Genomic DNA, 18,176 nt, shown 5'->3' with positions numbered 1-18,176 from the left:
CCGAGCCAGCGACCCCCCCCCCGAGTCCACCTCAGGGCTCCGTGCGAATCATGCCAACGAGAAGGCAAAACGCCAAACGATGTCGAGAACCGCCGACGGCTGCCAAGTCTGCTAAGTCTTCCTTGGCATTGCAGGTAGGCGCGCTGGATGTCGAAAATGTACGTTGGTTCACGGGTTCGCCAACTGCGCAACGAGCGCGGGCTCTCGCAGGCCGCCCTGGCCCAGATGCTGGAGATCTCGCCGAGATACCTCAATCAGATCGAGCACGATGTTGCGCCTGCTGACCATGGCCGTGCTGCTGCGCATCACCGAACTGTTCGGGGTGAACGCGACGTTCTTCGCCTCCCAGGACGACACCCGGCTGGTCGCCGAGCTGCGGGAGGTGACGATGGATCGCGATCTGGGCATCAACGTCGATACCCTCCGAGGTCGCCGACACAGTCGGCGCCCATTCCGCGCGGTGGTCAACCTGTACCGGCACTACCGGCTCACCACCGTCCAGCTGACCGCGGCCACCGAGGAGCGTTACTCCGACGGCAGCGGCAGCGGGTCGATCACGATGCCGCACGAAGAGGTGCGCAATTACTTCTATGAGCGGCAGAACTACCTGCACGAGCTGGATACCGCCGCCGAGGACATGACCCTGCACACCCGGCTCAACCAGGGCGATCTAACCCACGAGTTGACCCGCCGCCTCACCGAGGTGCACGGCGTGCACATCAACCGGCGAGTCGATCTCGGTGACACCGTGTTGCAACCGCTACGACGCCAAGACCAAGACGCTGGAGATCAGCAATCACCTGTCGCAGGGTCAGCAGGTGTTCAAGATGGCCGCCGAATTGGCCTATCTCGCGTTCGGTGACCTGATCGACAGCATGGTCGCGGACGGCAAGTTCACCAGCCCCGAGTCGCACACGCTGGCACGGCTGGGTCTGGCCAAACTACTTGCCGCCGCCGCGGTCCTCCCCTATGGCCAGTTCCACGACGTGGACGAGAATTTCCGGTACGACGTCGAACGGCTGTCGGCGTTCTACTCGGTGAGCTACGAGACCATCGCGCACCAGCTTTCGACGATGCAGTGGCCCTCGATGTGGGGGTGCCGTTCTCGTTCGTCCGGGTGGATCGGGCCGGAAACATGTCAAACGCCAGTCCGCCACCGGTTTTCACTACTCGTCCAGCGGCGGGACCTGCCCACTGTGGAATGTCTACGAGACGTTCGCCAACCCGGGCAAGATCTTGGTGCAGATCGCCCAGATTCCCGACGGTCGCAACTACATGTGGGTGGCGCGCACCGTCGAACGCCGCGCCGCCCGGTAGGGTCAGCCGGGTAAGACCTTTGCGATCGGACTGGACTGCGAGCTGCGGCACGCGCACCGGCTCGTATACTCGGAAGGACTCGATTTGTCGGGTAACGTTGCCACCTCCATCGGTGCGGGTTGCCGTGTCTGCGAACGCGATAACTATCTACAGCGGGCCTTCCCGGCGCTGGGTCGCGCACTCAGTCTCGACGAGCACCGCAGCACGGTGTCGCCGTACCTGGTGAAGCAGCCATGACCGATCACCGGGCCACGTCGCCCGCATTCCGTCGTCCACCAAGTTGCGCCGGCTGGGCCCGATCAACTGGGCGCTGGCAAAGGCGGCCGCCCGCACCGTCTCCGCGCCGGAGATGCATCTGTTCACCACTCTCGGCCAGCGCCAAAGCCTGTTCTGGACGTGGTCGCTGTACGGCGGGCGGCTGCTGCGCGGCCGGCTGCTCCGGATCGACACCGAATTGGTGATCCTGCGGGTCGCGCATCTGCGCGGCAGCGAATACGAATTGCAGCACCATCGCCGGATGGGCCGCCAGTTCGGTCTAGACGCGCAGGTGCAGGAGGCGATCTTCGCGTGGCCCGACGCCCCCACCGGTGACGGACCGCGCGTGATCTTGAGCGCGCGTCAGCAGGCGCTGCTCAACGCGATCGACGAGCTGATCAACAACCGGTCCATCAGCGACCCCACCTGGCAACAGCTTGCTATGCATCTCGACCGGCGCCGTCTGATCTAATTATGTTTGCTTGCAACACAATACGATGGATTGGCGGCGACCATCAGCGCGCTGAACATCGAATTGGACAACCCGCGGTAAGGCGTCAAGCGAGCACGTCGACCAGCACGGCCAGCGTCAGAATCACCGGCAGCACCGGCAGGTCGAACGCGAACGCCGCCCACAGATACTTGCCTTGGCGCCGCAGTTGCCAACCGAAGATTGCGGCAGCGACGCCGAGCGCCACCGACGCCAGCAGCACCAGCGGCGCCCAGTGCCCGACGGTCGCGTTATCACTGACGACCGAAATGGCAAACAACCACAGCACATAGCCGGTCGCGGCCCCGCCGAGGGCACCGAGAATGGTCTCGCCGCGCAGCATGTACCGGCTCAGAAGTTGATCATGTGGCCGATGAGGCCATGGAAGCACTCCTGCAGCGCCTCGGACATGGTTGGGTGGGTGTGCACGTTGCGGGCCAGCTCGGTCGCGGTCAGATCCCACTTCTGCGCCAGCGTCAGCTCGGGCAGCAGCTCGGACACGTCGTGGCCAACTAGGTGGCCGCCGATCAATTCGCCGTATTTGGCGTCGGCGATCAGCTTGACGAAACCGCTGGCGTCGCCCACCCCGTGCGCTTTCGCGTTGGCCGTGAACGGGAATTTGGCGACGACAACGTCGCAGCCCTCTGCCCGGGCTTGCTCCTCGGTGAGCCCGAAGCTCGCGACATTCGGTTGGCAGAAGGTGGCGCGCGGCAACATCCGGTAGTCACCAAGCGCCAAAGTCTCTGCGCCGGCGATAGTTTCGGCCGCCACCACACCTTGGGCCTCGGCCACGTGGGCGAGCTGCAGCTTGCCGGTGACGTCACCGACTGCGAAGATGCGGTCCACGTTCGTGCGCATGTAGTCGGTGATCCCAATCGCCCCGCGATCGGTCAGCGCGACGCCGGCCTTGTCCAGGCCGTAGCCCTCGACGTTGGGTGCAAAACCGATGGCCTGCAACACCTTTTCGGCCTTGAGTTCCTCGGACTTACCGTCCTTGCTGACCGCGACCCGGACCACGGACCCCTCGTCGGTGATCGACTCGACCTTGGTGCCGAGCAAGATCTTGACGCCGAGCTTCTTGAACTGCTTCTCGACCTCTTTGGAGACCTCGGTGTCCTCGTTGGGCAGCGCGCGCGGCAGGAACTCGACGACGGTCACGTCGACGCCGTAGTTCTTCAGCACGTAGCCGAACTCCATGCCGATCGCCCCGCAGCCGGCGATGATGATCGACTCCGGCAACTCACGCGACATGATCAGTTCTTCGTAGGTGACCACGTTTTCCGACAACGAGGTACCGGGCACCAGGCGGGTGCTGCTACCGGTGGCGATGATGGCGTTGTCGAAGGAGGCCGTCTCGGTGCCACCGTCATTGAGATCGACCGAGAGCGTGCGCGGGTCGGTGAACCGTCCGTAGCCGTGGATCTCGGTGATTTTGTTCTTTTCCATCAGGAAGTGCACACCGGCGACGCGACCCTCGGCCACCTTGCGACTGCGATCGAACGCCACCCCGTAATCGAAGGACACCTCGCCACTGATGCCAAAAGTCTTGGCGTCTTTGGTGAAGATGTGCACGAGTTCGGCGTTGCGCAGCAACGCCTTGGACGGGATGCAGCCGACGTTGAGGCAAACGCCGCCCCAATACTTCGGTTCGACGACTGCGGTATTCAGGCCCAGTTGCGCGGCGCGGATGGCTGCGACATAACCGCCGGGACCGGCTCCGAGGACAACAACGTCATAGTGGGAAGTCACGAGCCCACATTAGTGGGCGGCGACTTCTCACCGCACGACACCGTGGGCCACACCACCCCGGCCGGTCGGTCAATACGGGACGACGCCGATCAGACAGTGGCCGACCCGGGCGCAGTAGTAGTAGCCGTACAGCGGGGCCGCGGCGAGCAGCGAGCCGAACGGTCCCGCCAGCACGGCGATGGACAGCGCCGCGACCACCGGCCGGCCCTGCACCATCGCCAGCATTACCCCGCCGACCACACAGGCGACCACGTAGACCAGCGTCACGAATACGGGCGCCGCCTTGTCGAGCGTGTGATACCACCAGTAGAATAGGCTCAGGCCGACCTCGGCGGTCACCGCCCACACGCCGAGGATCACCAGCGCCAGCTTCCACCATTTCAGGTATTGGTAGCGGCCCGGCACGGTGACCGACTGCACCGGCGTGCCGATCGGCTCCTCCGCCCCGGCGTCCGGTTCGAAAGCGTCCGCGACGTCGTCCTTGTCCGGTCCGCCGGCGTCCTTCTTCGGGGCCCGAGGCTCGCCGACGATGGGGATCGGCTGGGCGCCGGTGTCGTCGAAATCCGGCACGAATCCCTGCGTGCCGGGGCCGGTGTCGTCGGCGAAGTCGGGGACGAACGGCTCGGTGCCCGGGTTGGTGGCGGGACCGCGTTCGGTTTCGTTGTCAGCCACGGCCCGTCACCTCGATGGCCACCAGCACCCCGAACCAACCGGGCCCCAGGGCCAGGATGAACGCGCCCAGCATGGTGACCCATCGCCGTCCGGATAACAGGATGGTCAACAGCCCGAGCACGCTGGGCAACCCGACGACCAGGACAATCACCAGGTCGGGGCGGACCGGGGTATGTATCAGCACGGTCAGCGCCACCCCCACCAGCAGGCCGACCGCGGTGCCCATCAGCATCGCGCTGGCCAGTAACCAGGGACGCGGTAAAGGGATCACCTCATCGAGGTTACTGAGTCAGCGAATACGGGCGGGCACGTTTCTGGCACGGCTTCGTCAACCACCAGCTCAATCACGGGGTCAATCACCGGGCCCCGAACCGAGGGCCGCTCACCCCGTTCGTACACCGCCCGGGTGATCACCGATTCGGCCTCTAGCTGAGCTTTTCCTAATCGGTGAAGACGCGGCCGCGACTGAGAAAGCGCACACCCTCGGGGGCCTCCAAGCTAAACCCGCCGCCCTGTCCGGGCACCACGTCGATGATTAGCTGGGTTTTGTTCTCGCCTCGATAGTGAGCCTGGTACTGCGGACCCGAAATCCACACCGGGACGCCGTCGGCCCCCACGCCGAGGATGCCGAGCAGGACGTCGCGGTCGCCGACGAGGAAGTCGCCGGGTGGGTAACACATCGGCGATGACCCGTCGCAGCAGCCTCCCGACTGGTGAAACATCACCGGGCCGTGCCGATCCTGCAGCGTGGCCAGCAAATCGGCGGCCGCGGCGTTGACGACGACGCCGGCCGGGACCTAGCTCATCAGAACAAGCCCTGCGCCTTTTCGGCGTAGGACACCAGCAGGTTCTTGGTCTGCTGGTAGTGCTCGAGCGCCATTTTGTGGGTTTCACGGCCGAACCCGGACTGCTTGTAACCACAGAACGCCGCGTGCGGCGGGTAAGCGTGGTAGCAGTTCACCCACACCCGGCCGGCCTTGATCTCGCGTCCGGCCCGGTAGGCGGTGTTGCCGTCGCGGCTCCACACCCCGGCGCCCAGGCCGTAGATGGTGTCGTTGGCGATGCTCATCGCGTCAGCGAAGTCGGTGAACGACGTCACCGCCACCACCGGCCCGAAAATTTCCTCCTGGAAGATGCGCATCTTGTTGTTGCCAGAGAAGGTGGTGGGCTGCACGTAGTAGCCGCCGGACAGGTCGCCGCCCAGCTCGGCGCGCTCACCGCCGGTGACGAGCTTGGCGCCCTCCCCCTTGCCGATCTCGATGTAGGACAAGATCTTTTCCAGCTGATCGTTGGAGGCCTGCGAGCCCAACATGGTCTCGGTATCCAGCGGGTCGCCCTGGCGGACGGCCTTGGTGCGGATCGCGGCGAGCTCCAGGAACTCGTCGTGAATATCGGACTGGATTAGGCTGCGCGACGGGCAGGTGCAAACTTCGCCCTGATTGAGGGCGAACATGGTGAACCCCTCCAGCGCCTTGTCCTGGAAGTTGTCGTTGGCCGCCATCACGTCGGAGAAGAAGATGTTCGGGCTTTTCCCGCCGAGTTCCAGGGTGACCGGGATCAGGTTCTGCGAGGCGTACTGCATGATCAGCCGGCCCGTCGTGGTCTCCCCGGTGAACGACACCTTCGCGATGCGGTCGCTGGACGCCAGTGGCTTGCCGGCCTCGACGTCGAACCCGTTGACGATGTTCACCACCCCCGGCGGGATGACGTCGCCAATCAGCGACATCAGGTTAGAGGATCGAGGCCGGAGTCTGCTCGGCGGGCTTGAGCACCACCGTGTTCCCGGCGGCCAGCGCCGGGGCCAGCTTCCAGGCGCCCATCAGGATTCGGAAAGTTCCACGGGATGATCTGCCCGACGACGCCGAGCGGCTCATGGAAGTGGTAGGCAACTGTGTCCTCGTTGATCTGCGACAGCGAGCCCTCCTGGGCGCGGATGGCCGCGGCGAAGTACCGGAAATGATCGGCGGCCAAGGGGATGTCGGCGGCGAGCGTTTCGCGGATCGGTTTGCCGTTGTCCCAGACCTCGGCCACCGCCAGCGAGTCCCGGTTGGCCTCAATGCGGTCGGCGATCTTGTTCAGCACCGTTGCACGATCGGCGGGGGAGGTTTTGCCCCATGCCGGGGCGGCGGCGTGCGCGGCATCGAGCGCCTTCTCGACGTCGGCCTCGTCGGACCGCGCCACTTCGCAGAACGTTTGGCCGGACACCGGTGTCGGGTTTTCGAAGTACCGGCCCTTGTTTCGGTGCGACCCATTGACCTCCTATGAAATTGTCGTACCGCGACTCGTACGACATCAGCGCCCCAGCGGCACCTGGACGTGCGAAAACGGTCATCTTTCGGCTCCTCGCTCGGCCCGTCAACCACTCTTGTGCTACAGCTCATACTACCGCTGGGGCCACAATGGCTTCCATGACCGCAGAGGTTGCTGCCGCCGAGAATCGCGAGCAAGACGACCCCTACCTATGGCTGGAGGATGTCACCTCCGAGCAGGCCCTGGATTGGGTGCGCGCCCGCAACGAACCGACGCTGGCCGAATTCTGCGACGACGAGTTCGAGCGGATGCGCACCGAGGCGCTGGGAGTTCTCGACACCGACGCGCGGATCCCCTACGTGCGGCGCCGCGGCGATTACCTCTACAACTTCTGGCGCGACGCCACCAACCCGCGCGGGCTGTGGCGACGCACCACCCTGGACAGCTACCGCAGCGACGCGCCGGACTGGGACGTGCTGATCGACGTGGACGCGCTGGGGCACGCCGACGACGAGAAATGGGTGTGGGCCGGCGCCACGATGATCGAGCCGGAATTCACCCGGGCGCTGATCAATCTGTCCCGCGGCGGTTCGGACGCAGTGATCGTGCGCGAATTCGACATGGCCACACGAGAATTCATCGCTGACGGGTTCACCCTTGCGGAAGCCAAGTCCGACATCGGGTGGGTGGATCCGGACACGGTGCTGGTGGGTACCGACTTTGGCCCCGGCTCGCTGACCGAGTCCGGTTATCCGCGGATCGTCAAACGGTGGCGCCGCGGCACCCCACTCGAGGAGGCCGAGACACTGTTCGAGGGGACCCCCAGCGATGTCAGAGTCTCGGCGAACGTCGACCGCACGCCGGGTTTCGAACGCTGTTTCGCCGTCCGCTCGATTGACTTTTGGAACTCCGAGATCTACGAAGTCCTCGGCTCGGAGATGATCCGAATCGCCGTTCCCACCGACGCCAGCGTGTCGGTACACCGCGAGTGGTTGCTGATCGAGCTGCGCAGCGATTGGATCGTCGGCACCATCACCTATCGCGCGGGCTCCCTGCTGGCCGCCAAATATTACGAATTCATCAGCGGGACAATAGATTTACAGATTGTGTTCGAACCCTACGAGCACACCTTCCTGCATCAGAGCGCGTGGACCCGGGACCGGCTGCTGCTGGTGACGTTGGCCGATGTGGCCAGCCGCGTCGAAATCGTCACGACGGGAACCTGGCGACGCGAGGTGGTCACCGGGATACCTCCGGCGACCAATACCGTCGTTGTCGCCGCCGACGACACTGGCGACGAATTCTTTTTGGATTCAAGCGGATTCACTACGCCATCTCAGCTCTTGCGCGGTACCGACGCTCGGCACCTCGAACCTATCAAGTCCGCACCGGCGTTCTTCGACGCCGAGAACCTGGACGTGCAACAGTATTTTGTGCCGTCGAAGGACGGGACCCGCATCCCGTATTTCATAGTACGTTCGCGGGCCGCCGCCGGGCCCGGACCCACCCTGCTCGGCGGTTACGGGGGTTTCGAGTCGTCCCGGACACCCGGCTACAGCGGGGTGTTAGGCCGGCTGTGGCTGGCCCGCGGCGGCACCTACGTGATGGCCAACATCCGCGGTGGTGGCGAATACGGCCCGTGTTGGCACACCCAGGCGATGCGCGAGAACCGGCACAAGGTGGATGAGGATTTCGCAGCGGCGGCAGACGATTTGGTGGCACGCGGCATCACCACCGTGGCACAGCTTGGCGCGCAGGGCGGCAGCAACGACGGACTGCTGATGGGCATCATGCTGACCAAATACCCGGAGAAATTCGGCGCGCTGGTGTGCGACGTGCCGCTGCTGGACATGAAGCGCTACCACGTGCTGCTGGCCGGCGCGTCGTGGGTCGCCGAGTACGGCGACCCGGACAATCCGGACGACTGGGAGTTCATATCCAAATACTCGCCATACCATAATATTTCGTCGATCCGACGCTACCCGTCGGTGCTGTTCACCACGTCGACGCGCGACGATCGGGTACATCCCGGCCACGCCCGCAAGATGGTCGCGGCACTGCAGGCGGCCGGCCACCGGGTCTGGCTGTACGAGAACATCGAGGGCGGACACGCCGGCGCGGCGGACAACGAGCAGGCCGCGTTCAAGGCGGCGCTGAGTTATTCGTTTCTGTGGCGGACGCTGGGAGGCCAACCGTGAAGATTCTCGACATCATCGAATTCGGTTTGGTCATCGCCAGCCTGGTCCTGATCATCGCCGGTTGGGCGCAGTCCTGCTTTCGCTTCATCGCCCAGCGCCGCAAGGGGCGCTATTTCTACTGGGGCACCTCAGCGCTGGGCGTCCTCTTTTTCGCGTTCGGCACCGGCAAACTCTGGCCGAACGGGGTGATGACCACGCTGATCTTCGGCAGCATCGTCGTGGTGACGGCCTATCTGACGACGCCGTACCTGAAGATCGGCGACCGGATCTACGCGTCGAACCCGGAGAATCGCGAACCCGACCCGCCCGGCCAATAGCGCTAGCCCCACTCGGACTATGCCTGCATCGACGTTCGCGTTCCGCGTCCGACTTCGAAACCCTGCTCTACCGGACCGCTGGCCCGGTAGCCACCATCACGCTGAACCGCCCCGAGCGCCTCAACACGATCGTCCCGCCGATGCCCGACGAGATCGAGGCCCGAGATCGAGCTGATCAACGAGGCGGTGCCGTTCGCCCGTCTCGAGGCACGCCTCGCGGAGATCGCCGCCGAACTGGCACGGATTCCGTGGTCGCAGCTGCAGGCGCAGAAGCTCAACCAGGCCTACGAGAACATGGGGTTGGCCTCCACCCAGACGCTGGGCGGCATCCTCAACGGCCTGATGCGCAATATCCGGACGCCCTGGGCTTCATCCGCACCGCCGCAACGCAGGGAGTGCGGGCGGCGGTGGAGCGGCGCGACGGCCCGTTCGGCGACTACAGCCAGGCCCTGCCGGAGCTGCGCCCCGACCCCTCGCACGTCATCGTCCCTGATAGCGATAGCTACTAAGCCGAACTAGAAAGTTGGCGGAGACTCGCCCGCGTATCAGTCGAAGTGCTACCGTTATCTCTATGTCTCGGCTGAGTTCATTCCTGCACGCAGGCGCTGTCGCTGTTGCCCTCGGTATGGACGCTGTGGCCTTCCCACAGACCGCGGTCGCCGACTCCACGGAAGACTTTCCCATCCCCCGCCGGATGATCAACACTAGCTGCGACGCCGAGCAGATCCTCGCCGCCACCCGGGACACCAGCCCGGTGTACTACCAGCGGTACATGATCGACTTCAACAACCACCCGAACGTCCAGCAGGCGACGATCGACAAGGCGCACTGGTTCTTCGCGCTAGCGCCGCAGGACCGTCGCGGCTACTCGGAGAACTTCTACGCGCCGGTATCCGACCCGCTGTGGGTGGCCTGGCCCAACCACATGAAGATCTTCTTCAACAACAAGGGCGTCGTGGCCAAGAGCACCGACATCTGCATGCAGTACCCGCCCGGCGACATGTCGGTCTGGAACTGGGCTTGACCCGTTAGCCCCGAGACCCTCGCGAATTAGCCCGGCCAGGGCCGGGCTAATTGCTCATATGCGGAACGACGTCAATCTCGTTGCGCTCGTTGCGATTCGGCGACGAGACCGATGCAGGTGGCAGAGAGTACCCGGGTGAGGGCGGAGACGAAGTCTATGTTCCACTCGGGCGGGATGGACTCGGGCTGGTCGGCGAGTCGCTTCGGTGGGTTGGCGATCTGCCAGAACGCTGCCGCCAACGAATAGGCGGCGATCATGCTGTCGAACGCGCCGGAGCGACCGAGGCCGGGCAACGCACGTTCAATGGCGTCGGCGAGCGCGACCGCGGCCGCGGAGATGGTCCGCCGAATGTCGACGGCCCGCTCGACTTCGACCTCATGCTCGAGGTGCAAATGCAGGTTGGCGAGCAGATCACAGAACAACGGGTCGGCGGCCAGCCCGTCGGCCAACGTCTCGGCGACTCGTGTCGGCGACATCGGGCCCGGCTCCGCGAGCTTCTCGCACACCGAATCCGACCAGCGCACCCACCCTTCGGCGGCAAGATGCAACAGAACCTCTTTGTGCGAGGTGAAATAGCGGCGCACCGCCGAGTAGTGAATCCCGGCCCGGCCGGCGACCGCGGTCAAGGTGACCGAGGCGACGCCCTTCTCACGCGCCAGCGAGCGCGCGGCCTCCACGAGCACCGCAGCACGCCGGCGTTTATTCTCTTCCGAGCGGGCGCGCTGAAACGTGAGTTGCGCCACCGACCAAGCGTAACGCACAGTGCGTGCTTTTCGCTAGCCTCTTGGCCTGCGCATTGAGACGAAAACACTAAGGTTCATCACACTCGCTCCCCCGAATGGAAACCGGTGCCCCGAGGGTGTACAGACAGTTTTTAGGTAAGGTTTAGATAATCTGCGCATTCGAAACGTGGACACCGAACTCGTATGCCGTGGGCAACCCCACAGGTTCCACCCTAAGGCAATAGCGACAGCATCGGTTGCCGGATCACGATCGCCGGCGAGGTCAAAGCCGACCGGATTTCGCATGAGGTCAACGCATACACCTTCTGCCTAGGGAGATTCCGACAATTCGGCGATGATCGTGCTGGAGGCCGCCAAACCCCTCGGGGACGACGCGCACGCCTACTACGAGCGACTGGTCGCCAAGCTACGCGCCGAAACCCGGTATGTGCGAAGCGTTCCGGACTTATGGTTGGCCAGTGGATCACCGGTGCGTCGGTGATCGCTACCGACATGCATAACAGCGGCGACGAGTCGATGACGAAGATGGTCGCCGCCCGCGTCGTCGTGATCTCAATTGTCTTGCTGGTCGTCTACCGTTCGATCGTCACCGTCGCCCTGCTTCTGCTCACGGTCGGCGTCGAGACGACGGCGGCACGTACAGCCGTCGCAGTGCTCGGACACAACACTTCGATCGGGCTCACCACGTTTGCGGTCAGCCTGCTCACCTCGCTGGCCATCGCGACCGGAACCGACTACGGGATATTCGTCATCGGGCGATATCAGGAAGCCTGGCCGTCCGGCAAAGATCCCGAAACCGATTTCTACACAACGTATCGCGGCACCGCCCACGTCATCGCGGGTTCCGCGATTGACGTATCGTGGGAGCCACCTTCTCCCTCAGCTTCGCCCGGCTTGCGTATTTCAACACCATGGGACTGCCCTGCGCGCTGGGGACGATCGTCGCGGTCGTCGTCGCGCTCACGCTCGGACCGGCGGTCCTGTCATCGGCAGCTGGTTCGGCCTGTTCGACCCCATAAAGACCGCCCCAACACCGCGGCTGGCGACGGGTGGGTGCCGTGGTGGTTCGTTGGCACCTCCCCGTTCTGGCCGCGTCCTGCGCGTTGGCGCTCGTCGGCTTGGTCACGCTGCCCGGGTACACCGCCAGTTACAACGACCGCGCGTTTCTGCCGACGTCGCTGCCGGCCAACCAAGGATTCGCGGCGGCCGACCGCCATATTTCCCAGGCGCGGCTCAAGCCCGAGGTTTTGCTGATCGAGGAGGATCACGATCTGCGCAACCCGACCGACACGCTGATATTGGACCGGTTGGCCAAGGGCGTCTTCCGGGTTCCGGGAATCGCTCGGGTGCAAGGCATTACCAGGCCCGACGGAACCACGATGGATCACACCCCGATACCGTTTCAGCTGAGCATGCAAAACGCCGGCCAGCTGCAAACCATGAAGTACCAGCGGGGTCGGATGAACGACCTGTTGAAGGAGGCCGACGATCTCCAGCAATCCATCGACGCCTTGCAGCGCGTGTACGGCATCACCGCACAGACAGCAACGGTGACCCACGACATGGACGGCGTCACCCACAAAATGGTCCATGCCACAGACCAATTGCGGGACAACATCGCCGCAGCCGAGGAGTCCTTGAAGGGAACTTCGCTGGAAGACGCCAAGATCTACGTGGCGGGCACGGCTGCGGTTGTTCAAAGACATTTCCGAAGGCGCCAACTACGACCTCATCATCGCCGAAGTTTCCGCGCTGTGCCTCATTTTCGTAATCATGCTGATCCTCATTCGGGCATTCGTCTCCGCCGCCGTCATCGTGGGCACCGTCGCGTTTTCCTTTGACGCTTCCTTCGGCCTGACAGTCCTGATCTGGCAGCAATCTGCTCGGGTTCCCGCTGCATTGGTCGGTGCTCGCAATGTCGGTCATCGTGTTGCTGGCCGTGGGATCTGACTCCAACCTGCTTTTGGTGTCGCAGTTCCGGCAGGAGATTCATGCCGGGCTGAAACCAGCGTCATCCGTTCGATGGGCGGCACCGGCAGGGTGGTGACCAACGCCGGGCTGGTGTTCGCCATCACGATGGCGTCCACGGTGGTCAGCGATCTGCGGGTGATCGGCCAGCTGGGCACGACGATTGGGCTTGGTCTGCTGTTCGACATGCTGATCGTGCGATCGTTCATCACGCCCGCCATCACCGCCCTATTGGGACGCTGGTTCTGGTGGCCGATGCGCGTTCGGTCCCGGCCGCGGCCGGTTCCCGTCCCGCCGGCAACGGTCGCTGCGACGACGCGGGCGGTACCCCACTCGCCGCAGACAGTTACCGTGGTAAGTCACAGTCTTTGAAATCCCATCCGACACCCTGACGGCTGCGAATACCATTGTATGAACACCATTGCGCTCATCGGCCTCCTCGGCGGCCTGATCACCGGCATCTCGCCGTGCATCCTGCCACCAACCGGGCACGCTCCCGCGGCCTGGATTCCGCGATGCGACCCTACCTGGTGATCGCCGGGCTGGTGTGCAGGTTCAGCCTGGCCACGCTGATCGGGTCCGCCCTGCTGTCGGCACTGCATCTGCCGCAGGAGGCCATCCGGTGGGCGGCGCTGGTGGTGTTGGTCCTGATCGGCCTGGGGTTGATCTTCCCGCCGCTGCAGCACCTGGTCGAGCGGCCGTTTGCCGCACCCAGCGCCAATTCTGGTGCAACGCATACGGTTTCGTCCTTGTACTGACACTCGGCGCGTTGTACGTGCCGAGCGCAGGCCCGGTGCTGGCCGCTATCGTCGTCGCCGGGGGCACGGCGTAGCTCGGCCCCGCCACTATCGTGTTGACCACGACGTTCGCGCTCGGAAATGCATTGCCGCAGTTGGCTTTCGTGCTGGCCGGGCTGCAGGTGGCCGAACGGGTGGCGGCCTTCCGCCGGCGACAACGGGTGATTCAGATCGCCGGCGGGATCACGATGATTGTGCTCGCGGTGGCACTGGTGTTGAATCTGCCCGCGATGCTGCAGCGCGCGGTGCCCGACTACACGACGGCGATGCAGAACCGGATCGGCGTCGACGAGATCCAGCACTCGCTCAAACCCAGCAGCACACCGCGGTCCACCGCCGGGAACACGCTGCAGCTCGACCAGGGCATAACCAGCAGCGGCCTGATCTCCAACTGCAGCAACGGTTCTGCGCAACTCGAACAGTGCGCGAATGTCGACCATCAAATCCCGCATCCGCGACGCGCTGCGTGGACTACGCAACTGCTTGGACGTGGCATGACCTCTCCCAACGACTTCGAACTGCTCGAACTCGCCGCGCCGTACGCCCTGCACGCCGTGTCCGATGCGGAGCGCGCCGACATCGAGCGGCAGGTCGCAGCCGCGCCCGCGCCAGTCGCGGCCGCCTTCACCGACGAGGTTCGCGCCGTCCGGGAAACGATGGCCGTCGTCTCGGCCGTGACCAGCGTCGAACCGCCGGCGCATCTGCGGGCCGCCGTGCTGGCGTCGGCATCCAAGCGGTGCTGCGCCCCGAGTCACCACCGTCGGTCGCCGAGCAGGTGATGGCGGCGCCGGATGTGCGGACGGTGTCACGCCTGCTGGCCAACGGCACGGCCACCGTGGTGTTCTCCAGTGACCGCAACGCCGGTGTGCTGGTGCTGAACAACGTGGCGGCGCCGTCCCCGCGCACCATGTATCAGTTGTGGTTGATCGAGCCCAAGGGCCCGAAGTCGGCCGGTACGATGGCTAGTGCGGCGGTGTCATCGTCGATGACGGCGACGCTGACCGATCCCGGAAAGCCGCTGGCGCTCGCGTTCACCCTCGAACTCGGCGCCGGATCTCCGCGACCGACCACACCGATCTTGGCCACCCTGCCGCTGAGCTAGGCCTTCTTCATCAGGCTGCCTAGCATCACGAGGACGACGCCGAGCACCACGAGCGCCGCGCCGGCGGCCAACGTCAGGTTGAGCCATTGGCGCAGAGCCGCTTCCGCGTTGTGCACCATGACGTCGGCGATCTGGCGAACATCGCCCGTGCTGCGATTGAGCGCCTCGTTGAGATAGTGGGCACCGACCTCGATGCCCACCCAGCCGGCCGTGCCGACGAGCAGCGCCGAGACCCCGAGGCTGCTCATCGCCTTGCCGCGGCGTCGCGCCGCCAGCAGCGTCAGCAGGGGGCGCACACCCCGCACAGCCCGGCCGCCCCCAGACTCACCCAGGGGCCCCACACGGCGAGCCGGTGCAGGGCGCCCTGCCGCAGCGAATGCGGCACCGACGCGGTCAGCGGGACCGTCAGCGTCGCGGGCACCTGCACGTTGTGTTCGCTCAAGATCTGTTGGAACGCACTGTCGTTGAGCATCGGGGCGAGGTCGATGGCCCAGGAGTCGCCGGAGTCCGCTCCGTCGAACAGCCAGCGGTGCGCCGCGCGGTTTGCCGTCGCGATCAGCGGCGGGAATGCGGGTCCGGCCGTGAAAGTGGCCGCGGCATCATGTATTTGCGCACTGTCGACCGGATAACGTTCGCCGCCGTGCTCGGCGATCAGCGTCATCGTCCGGATGGTGAGTTCGCCGGCCATCGCGGACTGCAGGGCGGGATCGGTGGCCGCCCGCTGGGCCGGCGCGGCGTAGCCGTCCTCGTCGACGAGGGTTCGTTGGGCCCACATCGCTGGAACCGCGACCGCCAGCACCAGCGTGGTGGTCAGCCACAGCACCAGCGTCGCGAGGAATCCGCACGTGCCCAATGTACGGGCCCGGCTACGGCGCGATGCCGCGAATGTATGCCGCCTGCCCGAGGTGCTGGGCGCAGTCGTCGATGATGCTGACGATCCGCGCGCTGGCGGTCACCGGCGGGTCCCAGTTGGTGTCGACGATGCGGGCCAGCTCCGCCGCGGTCACCGTGGCGACGTAGTCGCAGGTGAACTTGTGCACCGCGTGGTAGTAGCTGGCCAACAGGTCGGCCGGCACGCGCACCTTGGCGACGTCCCGGCGCTGTGCTTGTAGCCGGTGTCGCGGCGGGGCAGGTCCAGGCCGAAGCGGTCCACCCAGCCGTCGCGGGTCCACACCTCCTCTACACCGGCGACGTCCGCCAGCTGAAGGTTCTGCACCCGGGCGCTGTGCCAGATCAGCCAGGCGATGGTGTTGGCGTCGGGCGCCGGACGGTAGGTGGACACCTCGTCGGTCAGTCCCTCGGTGAGTTCGTTGACGTGCTCGATCAAGCGGGTGAACGCGTCCCGGAGCATTTCGCGGGCGGCGTCGGTATCTGACATACCAACGACACTACGAGCCTGGGAAGCTGGAGGATTTTGGACAAATAAGGGCACGGTCGTAGATTGATTAGATGAGCTATGACCTCCTGATTCGCAACGGCACCATCGTCGATGGTCTCGGGGTGAGCCGTTCGTCGCCGACGTCGGGGTAGCCGGTGGGGTCATAGTCGCCATCGAACCCCGCAACGGCACCGCTAGCAGCGGCTCCGCGCAGCGCGAGATCGACGCGACCGGCCTGTTGGTCACGCCCGGCTTCGTGGACCTGCACACGCACTACGACGGACAGTCCATCTGGTCGGACCGCCTGACACCGTCCTCCGCGCACGGGGTGACCACGGTAGTGATGGGCAACTGCGGGGTCGGCTTCGCACCCTGCCGCCAGGAAGACCACGACGTCCTCGTCGACGTCATGGCCGGGGTCGAGGACATTCCCGGTGTGGTGATGACCGACGGGCTGCCGTGGAGCTGGGAGACCTTCCCGGAGTATCTGGACGCCCTCGGTGCGGGCAAGCGTGACATCGACGTGGCCGCCTACCTGCCGCACTCTCCGTTACGGGTCTATGTGATGGGCCAGCGTGCGCCGACCGGGAACCGGCCACCGCCGAGGATCTCGCGCGAATGCGCGCGCTGACCAAGGAGGCCATGGAGGTCGGCGCTGGGCTTCGCGTCGTCGCGGCTGACTATTCACAAGACCGAAAGCGGTTCTCCGATACCGAGTTACGACGCGGCCCGCGAGGAGATCGCGGAGATCGCCAAGGGCGTCGTGAACGGGGGCGGCGGGCTGCTGCAATTCGTGCCCGACATTCCGGCCGGCGGTTATCAACAACCCGTGCTGCAGACGGTGTTCGACGTCGCCGAGGAGGTCGACCTGCCGGTCACCTTCACCTTCGTCGTCGCCAACGCCGGCGAACCGACCTGGCCCGACGCGATCAACATGGTCGAGAAGGCGAACAAGAATGCGGGCGACGTCCGGGTCACCGCGCAGCTGCCCCCTATCGGGTTGATCATCGGGCTGCAGCTCACCGCCAACCCGTTCGTGCTCTTACCCCTCATATCAGCAGATCGCGCATCTGCTGCTGGCCGAGCAGGTGGCCGAGATGCGCAAGCCCGAGGTCCGCGCGCGCATCCTGGCCGACAAGCCCGCCGAGAGCCACCCGATTCCTCTACGTCGCGCAGATGTGGGACTGGATCTTCCCGTTGGGCGACACCCCGAACTACGAACCCGACCCGGCCGACAGCATCGGCGCCCGGGCCAGGGCGCGCGGGGTGGACCCGATGGAGGAGGCGTACGACCGGCTGCTCGACGACGACGGTCGGGCCATGTTGCTGGTCGCGACCAGCAACATGGAACGCAACTCGCTCGACACCGTGGGACAACTGCTGCACCGTGACGACGTCGTGCTCGGTCTCGGCGACGGCGGCGCGCACTACGGGATGATCTGCGACGCCAGTTATTCGACGTTCTTTCTGTACACACTGGGCCCGCGACCGCGCGTCCGGCCGCTTCTCGGTGCCCGAGGCGGTCCGCGAGCTGACATCGGTCCCTGCCACGCGTGGCCGGGCTGGCCGATCGTGGCCGCATCGCCGTCGGATACAAGGCCGACCTGAACGTGATTGACCACGCCAGACTACGTTTACAAGCCGGTGATCACCTACGACCTGCCCGCCGGTGGCCGGCGGCTGGACCAGACCGCCGACGGGTATGTGGCCAAGATCGTGTCCGGCGAAGTCATCGCCGAGCGCGGGAAACCCACCGACGCCCGCCCCGGAAACTAGTGCGGGGCCGCCGAATTGCGCCCGCCCCATAACGCCACAAAGACAGGTCCGTCCCGGTTAAGTTATTGCAGTGACGAGCCCGCATTATGCGTGTTTGCCGCCAGAGATCAATTCGGCTCTCCTTTACGCCGGTCCTGGAT

12 protein-coding genes and 13 pseudogenes are annotated in these 18,176 nt (G+C 65.1%); 16 read left to right on the top strand and 9 right to left on the bottom strand.

All coding sequences use genetic code 11. The features are described from left to right. The first annotated feature begins 147 nt into the window (after window positions 1-147). Together ramB and FQ389_RS13935 are read left to right on the top strand one after the other, a co-directional pair. A pseudogene (gene ramB / locus FQ389_RS13940) lies at window positions 148-1,554 on the top strand (acetate metabolism transcriptional regulator RamB). A gap of 25 nt (window positions 1,555-1,579) precedes the next feature. After that, window positions 1,580-2,125: pseudogene (locus tag FQ389_RS13935) on the top strand (carboxymuconolactone decarboxylase family protein). Window positions 2,126-2,129: 4 nt separating this feature from the next. Here the strand turns inward: FQ389_RS13935 and FQ389_RS13930 are convergent. From FQ389_RS13930 to exaC, 6 genes and pseudogenes are all read right to left on the bottom strand, one after another. Then, window positions 2,130-2,405: a hypothetical protein gene (locus FQ389_RS13930; protein WP_144208619.1), complete on the bottom strand. Its 276-nt coding sequence runs from the start codon at window positions 2,403-2,405 to the stop codon at window positions 2,130-2,132. Window positions 2,406-2,413: 8 nt separating this feature from the next. After that, a complete protein-coding gene (gene lpdA / locus FQ389_RS13925; protein WP_144208616.1) occupies window positions 2,414-3,811 on the bottom strand; it encodes a dihydrolipoyl dehydrogenase in 1,398 nt (465 codons plus the stop codon). 69 nt (window positions 3,812-3,880) lie between these two features. Then, window positions 3,881-4,483 carry a hypothetical protein gene (locus FQ389_RS13920; protein WP_144208613.1) on the bottom strand — a complete coding sequence of 201 codons (603 nt, stop codon included), beginning with the start codon at window positions 4,481-4,483 and terminating at the stop codon, window positions 3,881-3,883. Next, window positions 4,476-4,754, bottom strand: coding sequence for a putative holin (locus tag FQ389_RS13915; protein WP_144208610.1), 279 nt, complete (start codon window positions 4,752-4,754; stop codon window positions 4,476-4,478). The genes FQ389_RS13920 and FQ389_RS13915 overlap by 8 nt, the downstream gene beginning before the upstream one ends. After that, window positions 4,751-5,241, bottom strand: a pseudogene (locus tag FQ389_RS13910) (DUF779 domain-containing protein). The gene FQ389_RS13915 and the pseudogene FQ389_RS13910 overlap by 4 nt, the downstream one beginning before the upstream one ends. A 47-nt stretch (window positions 5,242-5,288) precedes the next feature. After that, a pseudogene (exaC, locus tag FQ389_RS13905) lies at window positions 5,289-6,815 on the bottom strand (acetaldehyde dehydrogenase ExaC). Window positions 6,816-6,891: 76 nt separating this feature from the next. On the opposite strand from exaC, the gene FQ389_RS13900 reads away from it, so the two are divergent. The 4 genes and pseudogenes from FQ389_RS13900 (at window position 6,892) to FQ389_RS13885 (ending at window position 10,272) form a co-directional block, all read left to right on the top strand. Then, entirely contained in the window at window positions 6,892-8,931 is a 2,040-nt protein-coding gene (locus tag FQ389_RS13900) for a prolyl oligopeptidase family serine peptidase (protein ID WP_260860771.1), read from the top strand. Continuing rightward, window positions 8,928-9,248, top strand: coding sequence for a hypothetical protein (locus tag FQ389_RS13895; protein ID WP_260860770.1), 321 nt, complete (start codon window positions 8,928-8,930; stop codon window positions 9,246-9,248). The genes FQ389_RS13900 and FQ389_RS13895 overlap by 4 nt, the downstream gene beginning before the upstream one ends. Before the next feature lie 162 nt (window positions 9,249-9,410). Further along, a pseudogene (locus FQ389_RS13890) lies at window positions 9,411-9,757 on the top strand (crotonase/enoyl-CoA hydratase family protein); the annotation flags it as partial. A gap of 62 nt (window positions 9,758-9,819) precedes the next feature. Next, window positions 9,820-10,272 (top strand): DUF5078 domain-containing protein, encoded by a 453-nt coding sequence (locus FQ389_RS13885; protein ID WP_144208604.1) that lies wholly within the window; start codon window positions 9,820-9,822, stop codon window positions 10,270-10,272. Between the two features lie 71 nt (window positions 10,273-10,343). Here FQ389_RS13885 and FQ389_RS13880 read toward each other — a convergent pair whose 3' ends face one another. Next, window positions 10,344-11,033: a TetR family transcriptional regulator gene (locus tag FQ389_RS13880; RefSeq protein WP_144208600.1), complete on the bottom strand. Its 690-nt coding sequence runs from the start codon at window positions 11,031-11,033 to the stop codon at window positions 10,344-10,346. A gap of 198 nt (window positions 11,034-11,231) precedes the next feature. Here FQ389_RS13880 and FQ389_RS13875 point away from each other — a divergent pair. The 9 genes and pseudogenes from FQ389_RS13875 to FQ389_RS13860 form a co-directional block, all read left to right on the top strand. Further along, window positions 11,232-11,327: pseudogene (locus FQ389_RS13875) on the top strand (MmpS family transport accessory protein); the annotation flags it as partial. Window positions 11,328-11,349: 22 nt separating this feature from the next. After that, complete coding sequence (locus FQ389_RS22625) at window positions 11,350-11,496, top strand: MMPL family transporter (RefSeq protein ID WP_407662889.1); 147 nt, start codon at window positions 11,350-11,352, stop codon at window positions 11,494-11,496. After that, window positions 11,463-11,807 (top strand): annotated as a pseudogene (locus FQ389_RS22620) (MMPL family transporter); the annotation flags it as partial. The gene FQ389_RS22625 and the pseudogene FQ389_RS22620, both read left to right, overlap by 34 nt. Window positions 11,808-11,926: 119 nt before the next feature. Then, entirely contained in the window at window positions 11,927-12,034 is a 108-nt protein-coding gene (locus FQ389_RS22615; RefSeq protein ID WP_407662891.1) for a hypothetical protein, read from the top strand. 39 nt (window positions 12,035-12,073) lie between these two features. After that, the gene (locus FQ389_RS22610) at window positions 12,074-12,856 is read left to right on the top strand and encodes an MMPL/RND family transporter (RefSeq protein WP_407662892.1); all 783 of its coding nucleotides are present in this window, start codon (window positions 12,074-12,076) and stop codon (window positions 12,854-12,856) included. Continuing rightward, entirely contained in the window at window positions 12,768-12,965 is a 198-nt protein-coding gene (locus tag FQ389_RS22605) for an MMPL family transporter (protein WP_407662890.1), read from the top strand. Before FQ389_RS22610 ends, FQ389_RS22605 begins: the two co-directional genes overlap by 89 nt. After that, a pseudogene (locus tag FQ389_RS22600) lies at window positions 12,931-13,355 on the top strand (MMPL family transporter). The gene FQ389_RS22605 and the pseudogene FQ389_RS22600 overlap by 35 nt, the downstream one beginning before the upstream one ends. Before the next feature lie 39 nt (window positions 13,356-13,394). Next, window positions 13,395-14,095 (top strand): annotated as a pseudogene (locus tag FQ389_RS13865) (cytochrome c biogenesis CcdA family protein); the annotation flags it as partial. Between the two features lie 179 nt (window positions 14,096-14,274). Next, window positions 14,275-14,882: pseudogene (locus FQ389_RS13860) on the top strand (RskA family anti-sigma factor). Here the strand turns inward: FQ389_RS13860 and FQ389_RS13855 are convergent. Together FQ389_RS13855 and FQ389_RS13850 are read right to left on the bottom strand one after the other, a co-directional pair. Then, a pseudogene (locus tag FQ389_RS13855) lies at window positions 14,879-15,657 on the bottom strand (hypothetical protein). The pseudogenes FQ389_RS13860 and FQ389_RS13855 overlap by 4 nt on opposite strands. 91 nt (window positions 15,658-15,748) lie before the next feature. Further along, window positions 15,749-16,260, bottom strand: a pseudogene (locus FQ389_RS13850) (mycothiol transferase). Window positions 16,261-16,331: 71 nt separating this feature from the next. On the opposite strand from FQ389_RS13850, the pseudogene FQ389_RS13845 reads away from it, so the two are divergent. After that, window positions 16,332-18,068 (top strand): annotated as a pseudogene (locus FQ389_RS13845) (N-acyl-D-amino-acid deacylase family protein). Window positions 18,069-18,176 lie beyond the last annotated feature (108 nt).

This window comes from Mycobacterium tilburgii (assembly GCF_902168065.1).
Classification (GTDB): domain Bacteria; phylum Actinomycetota; class Actinomycetes; order Mycobacteriales; family Mycobacteriaceae; genus Mycobacterium; species Mycobacterium tilburgii.
Note: the sequence above shows the minus strand (reverse complement) of the source record. Positions and strands in the feature narration are given on the sequence as shown.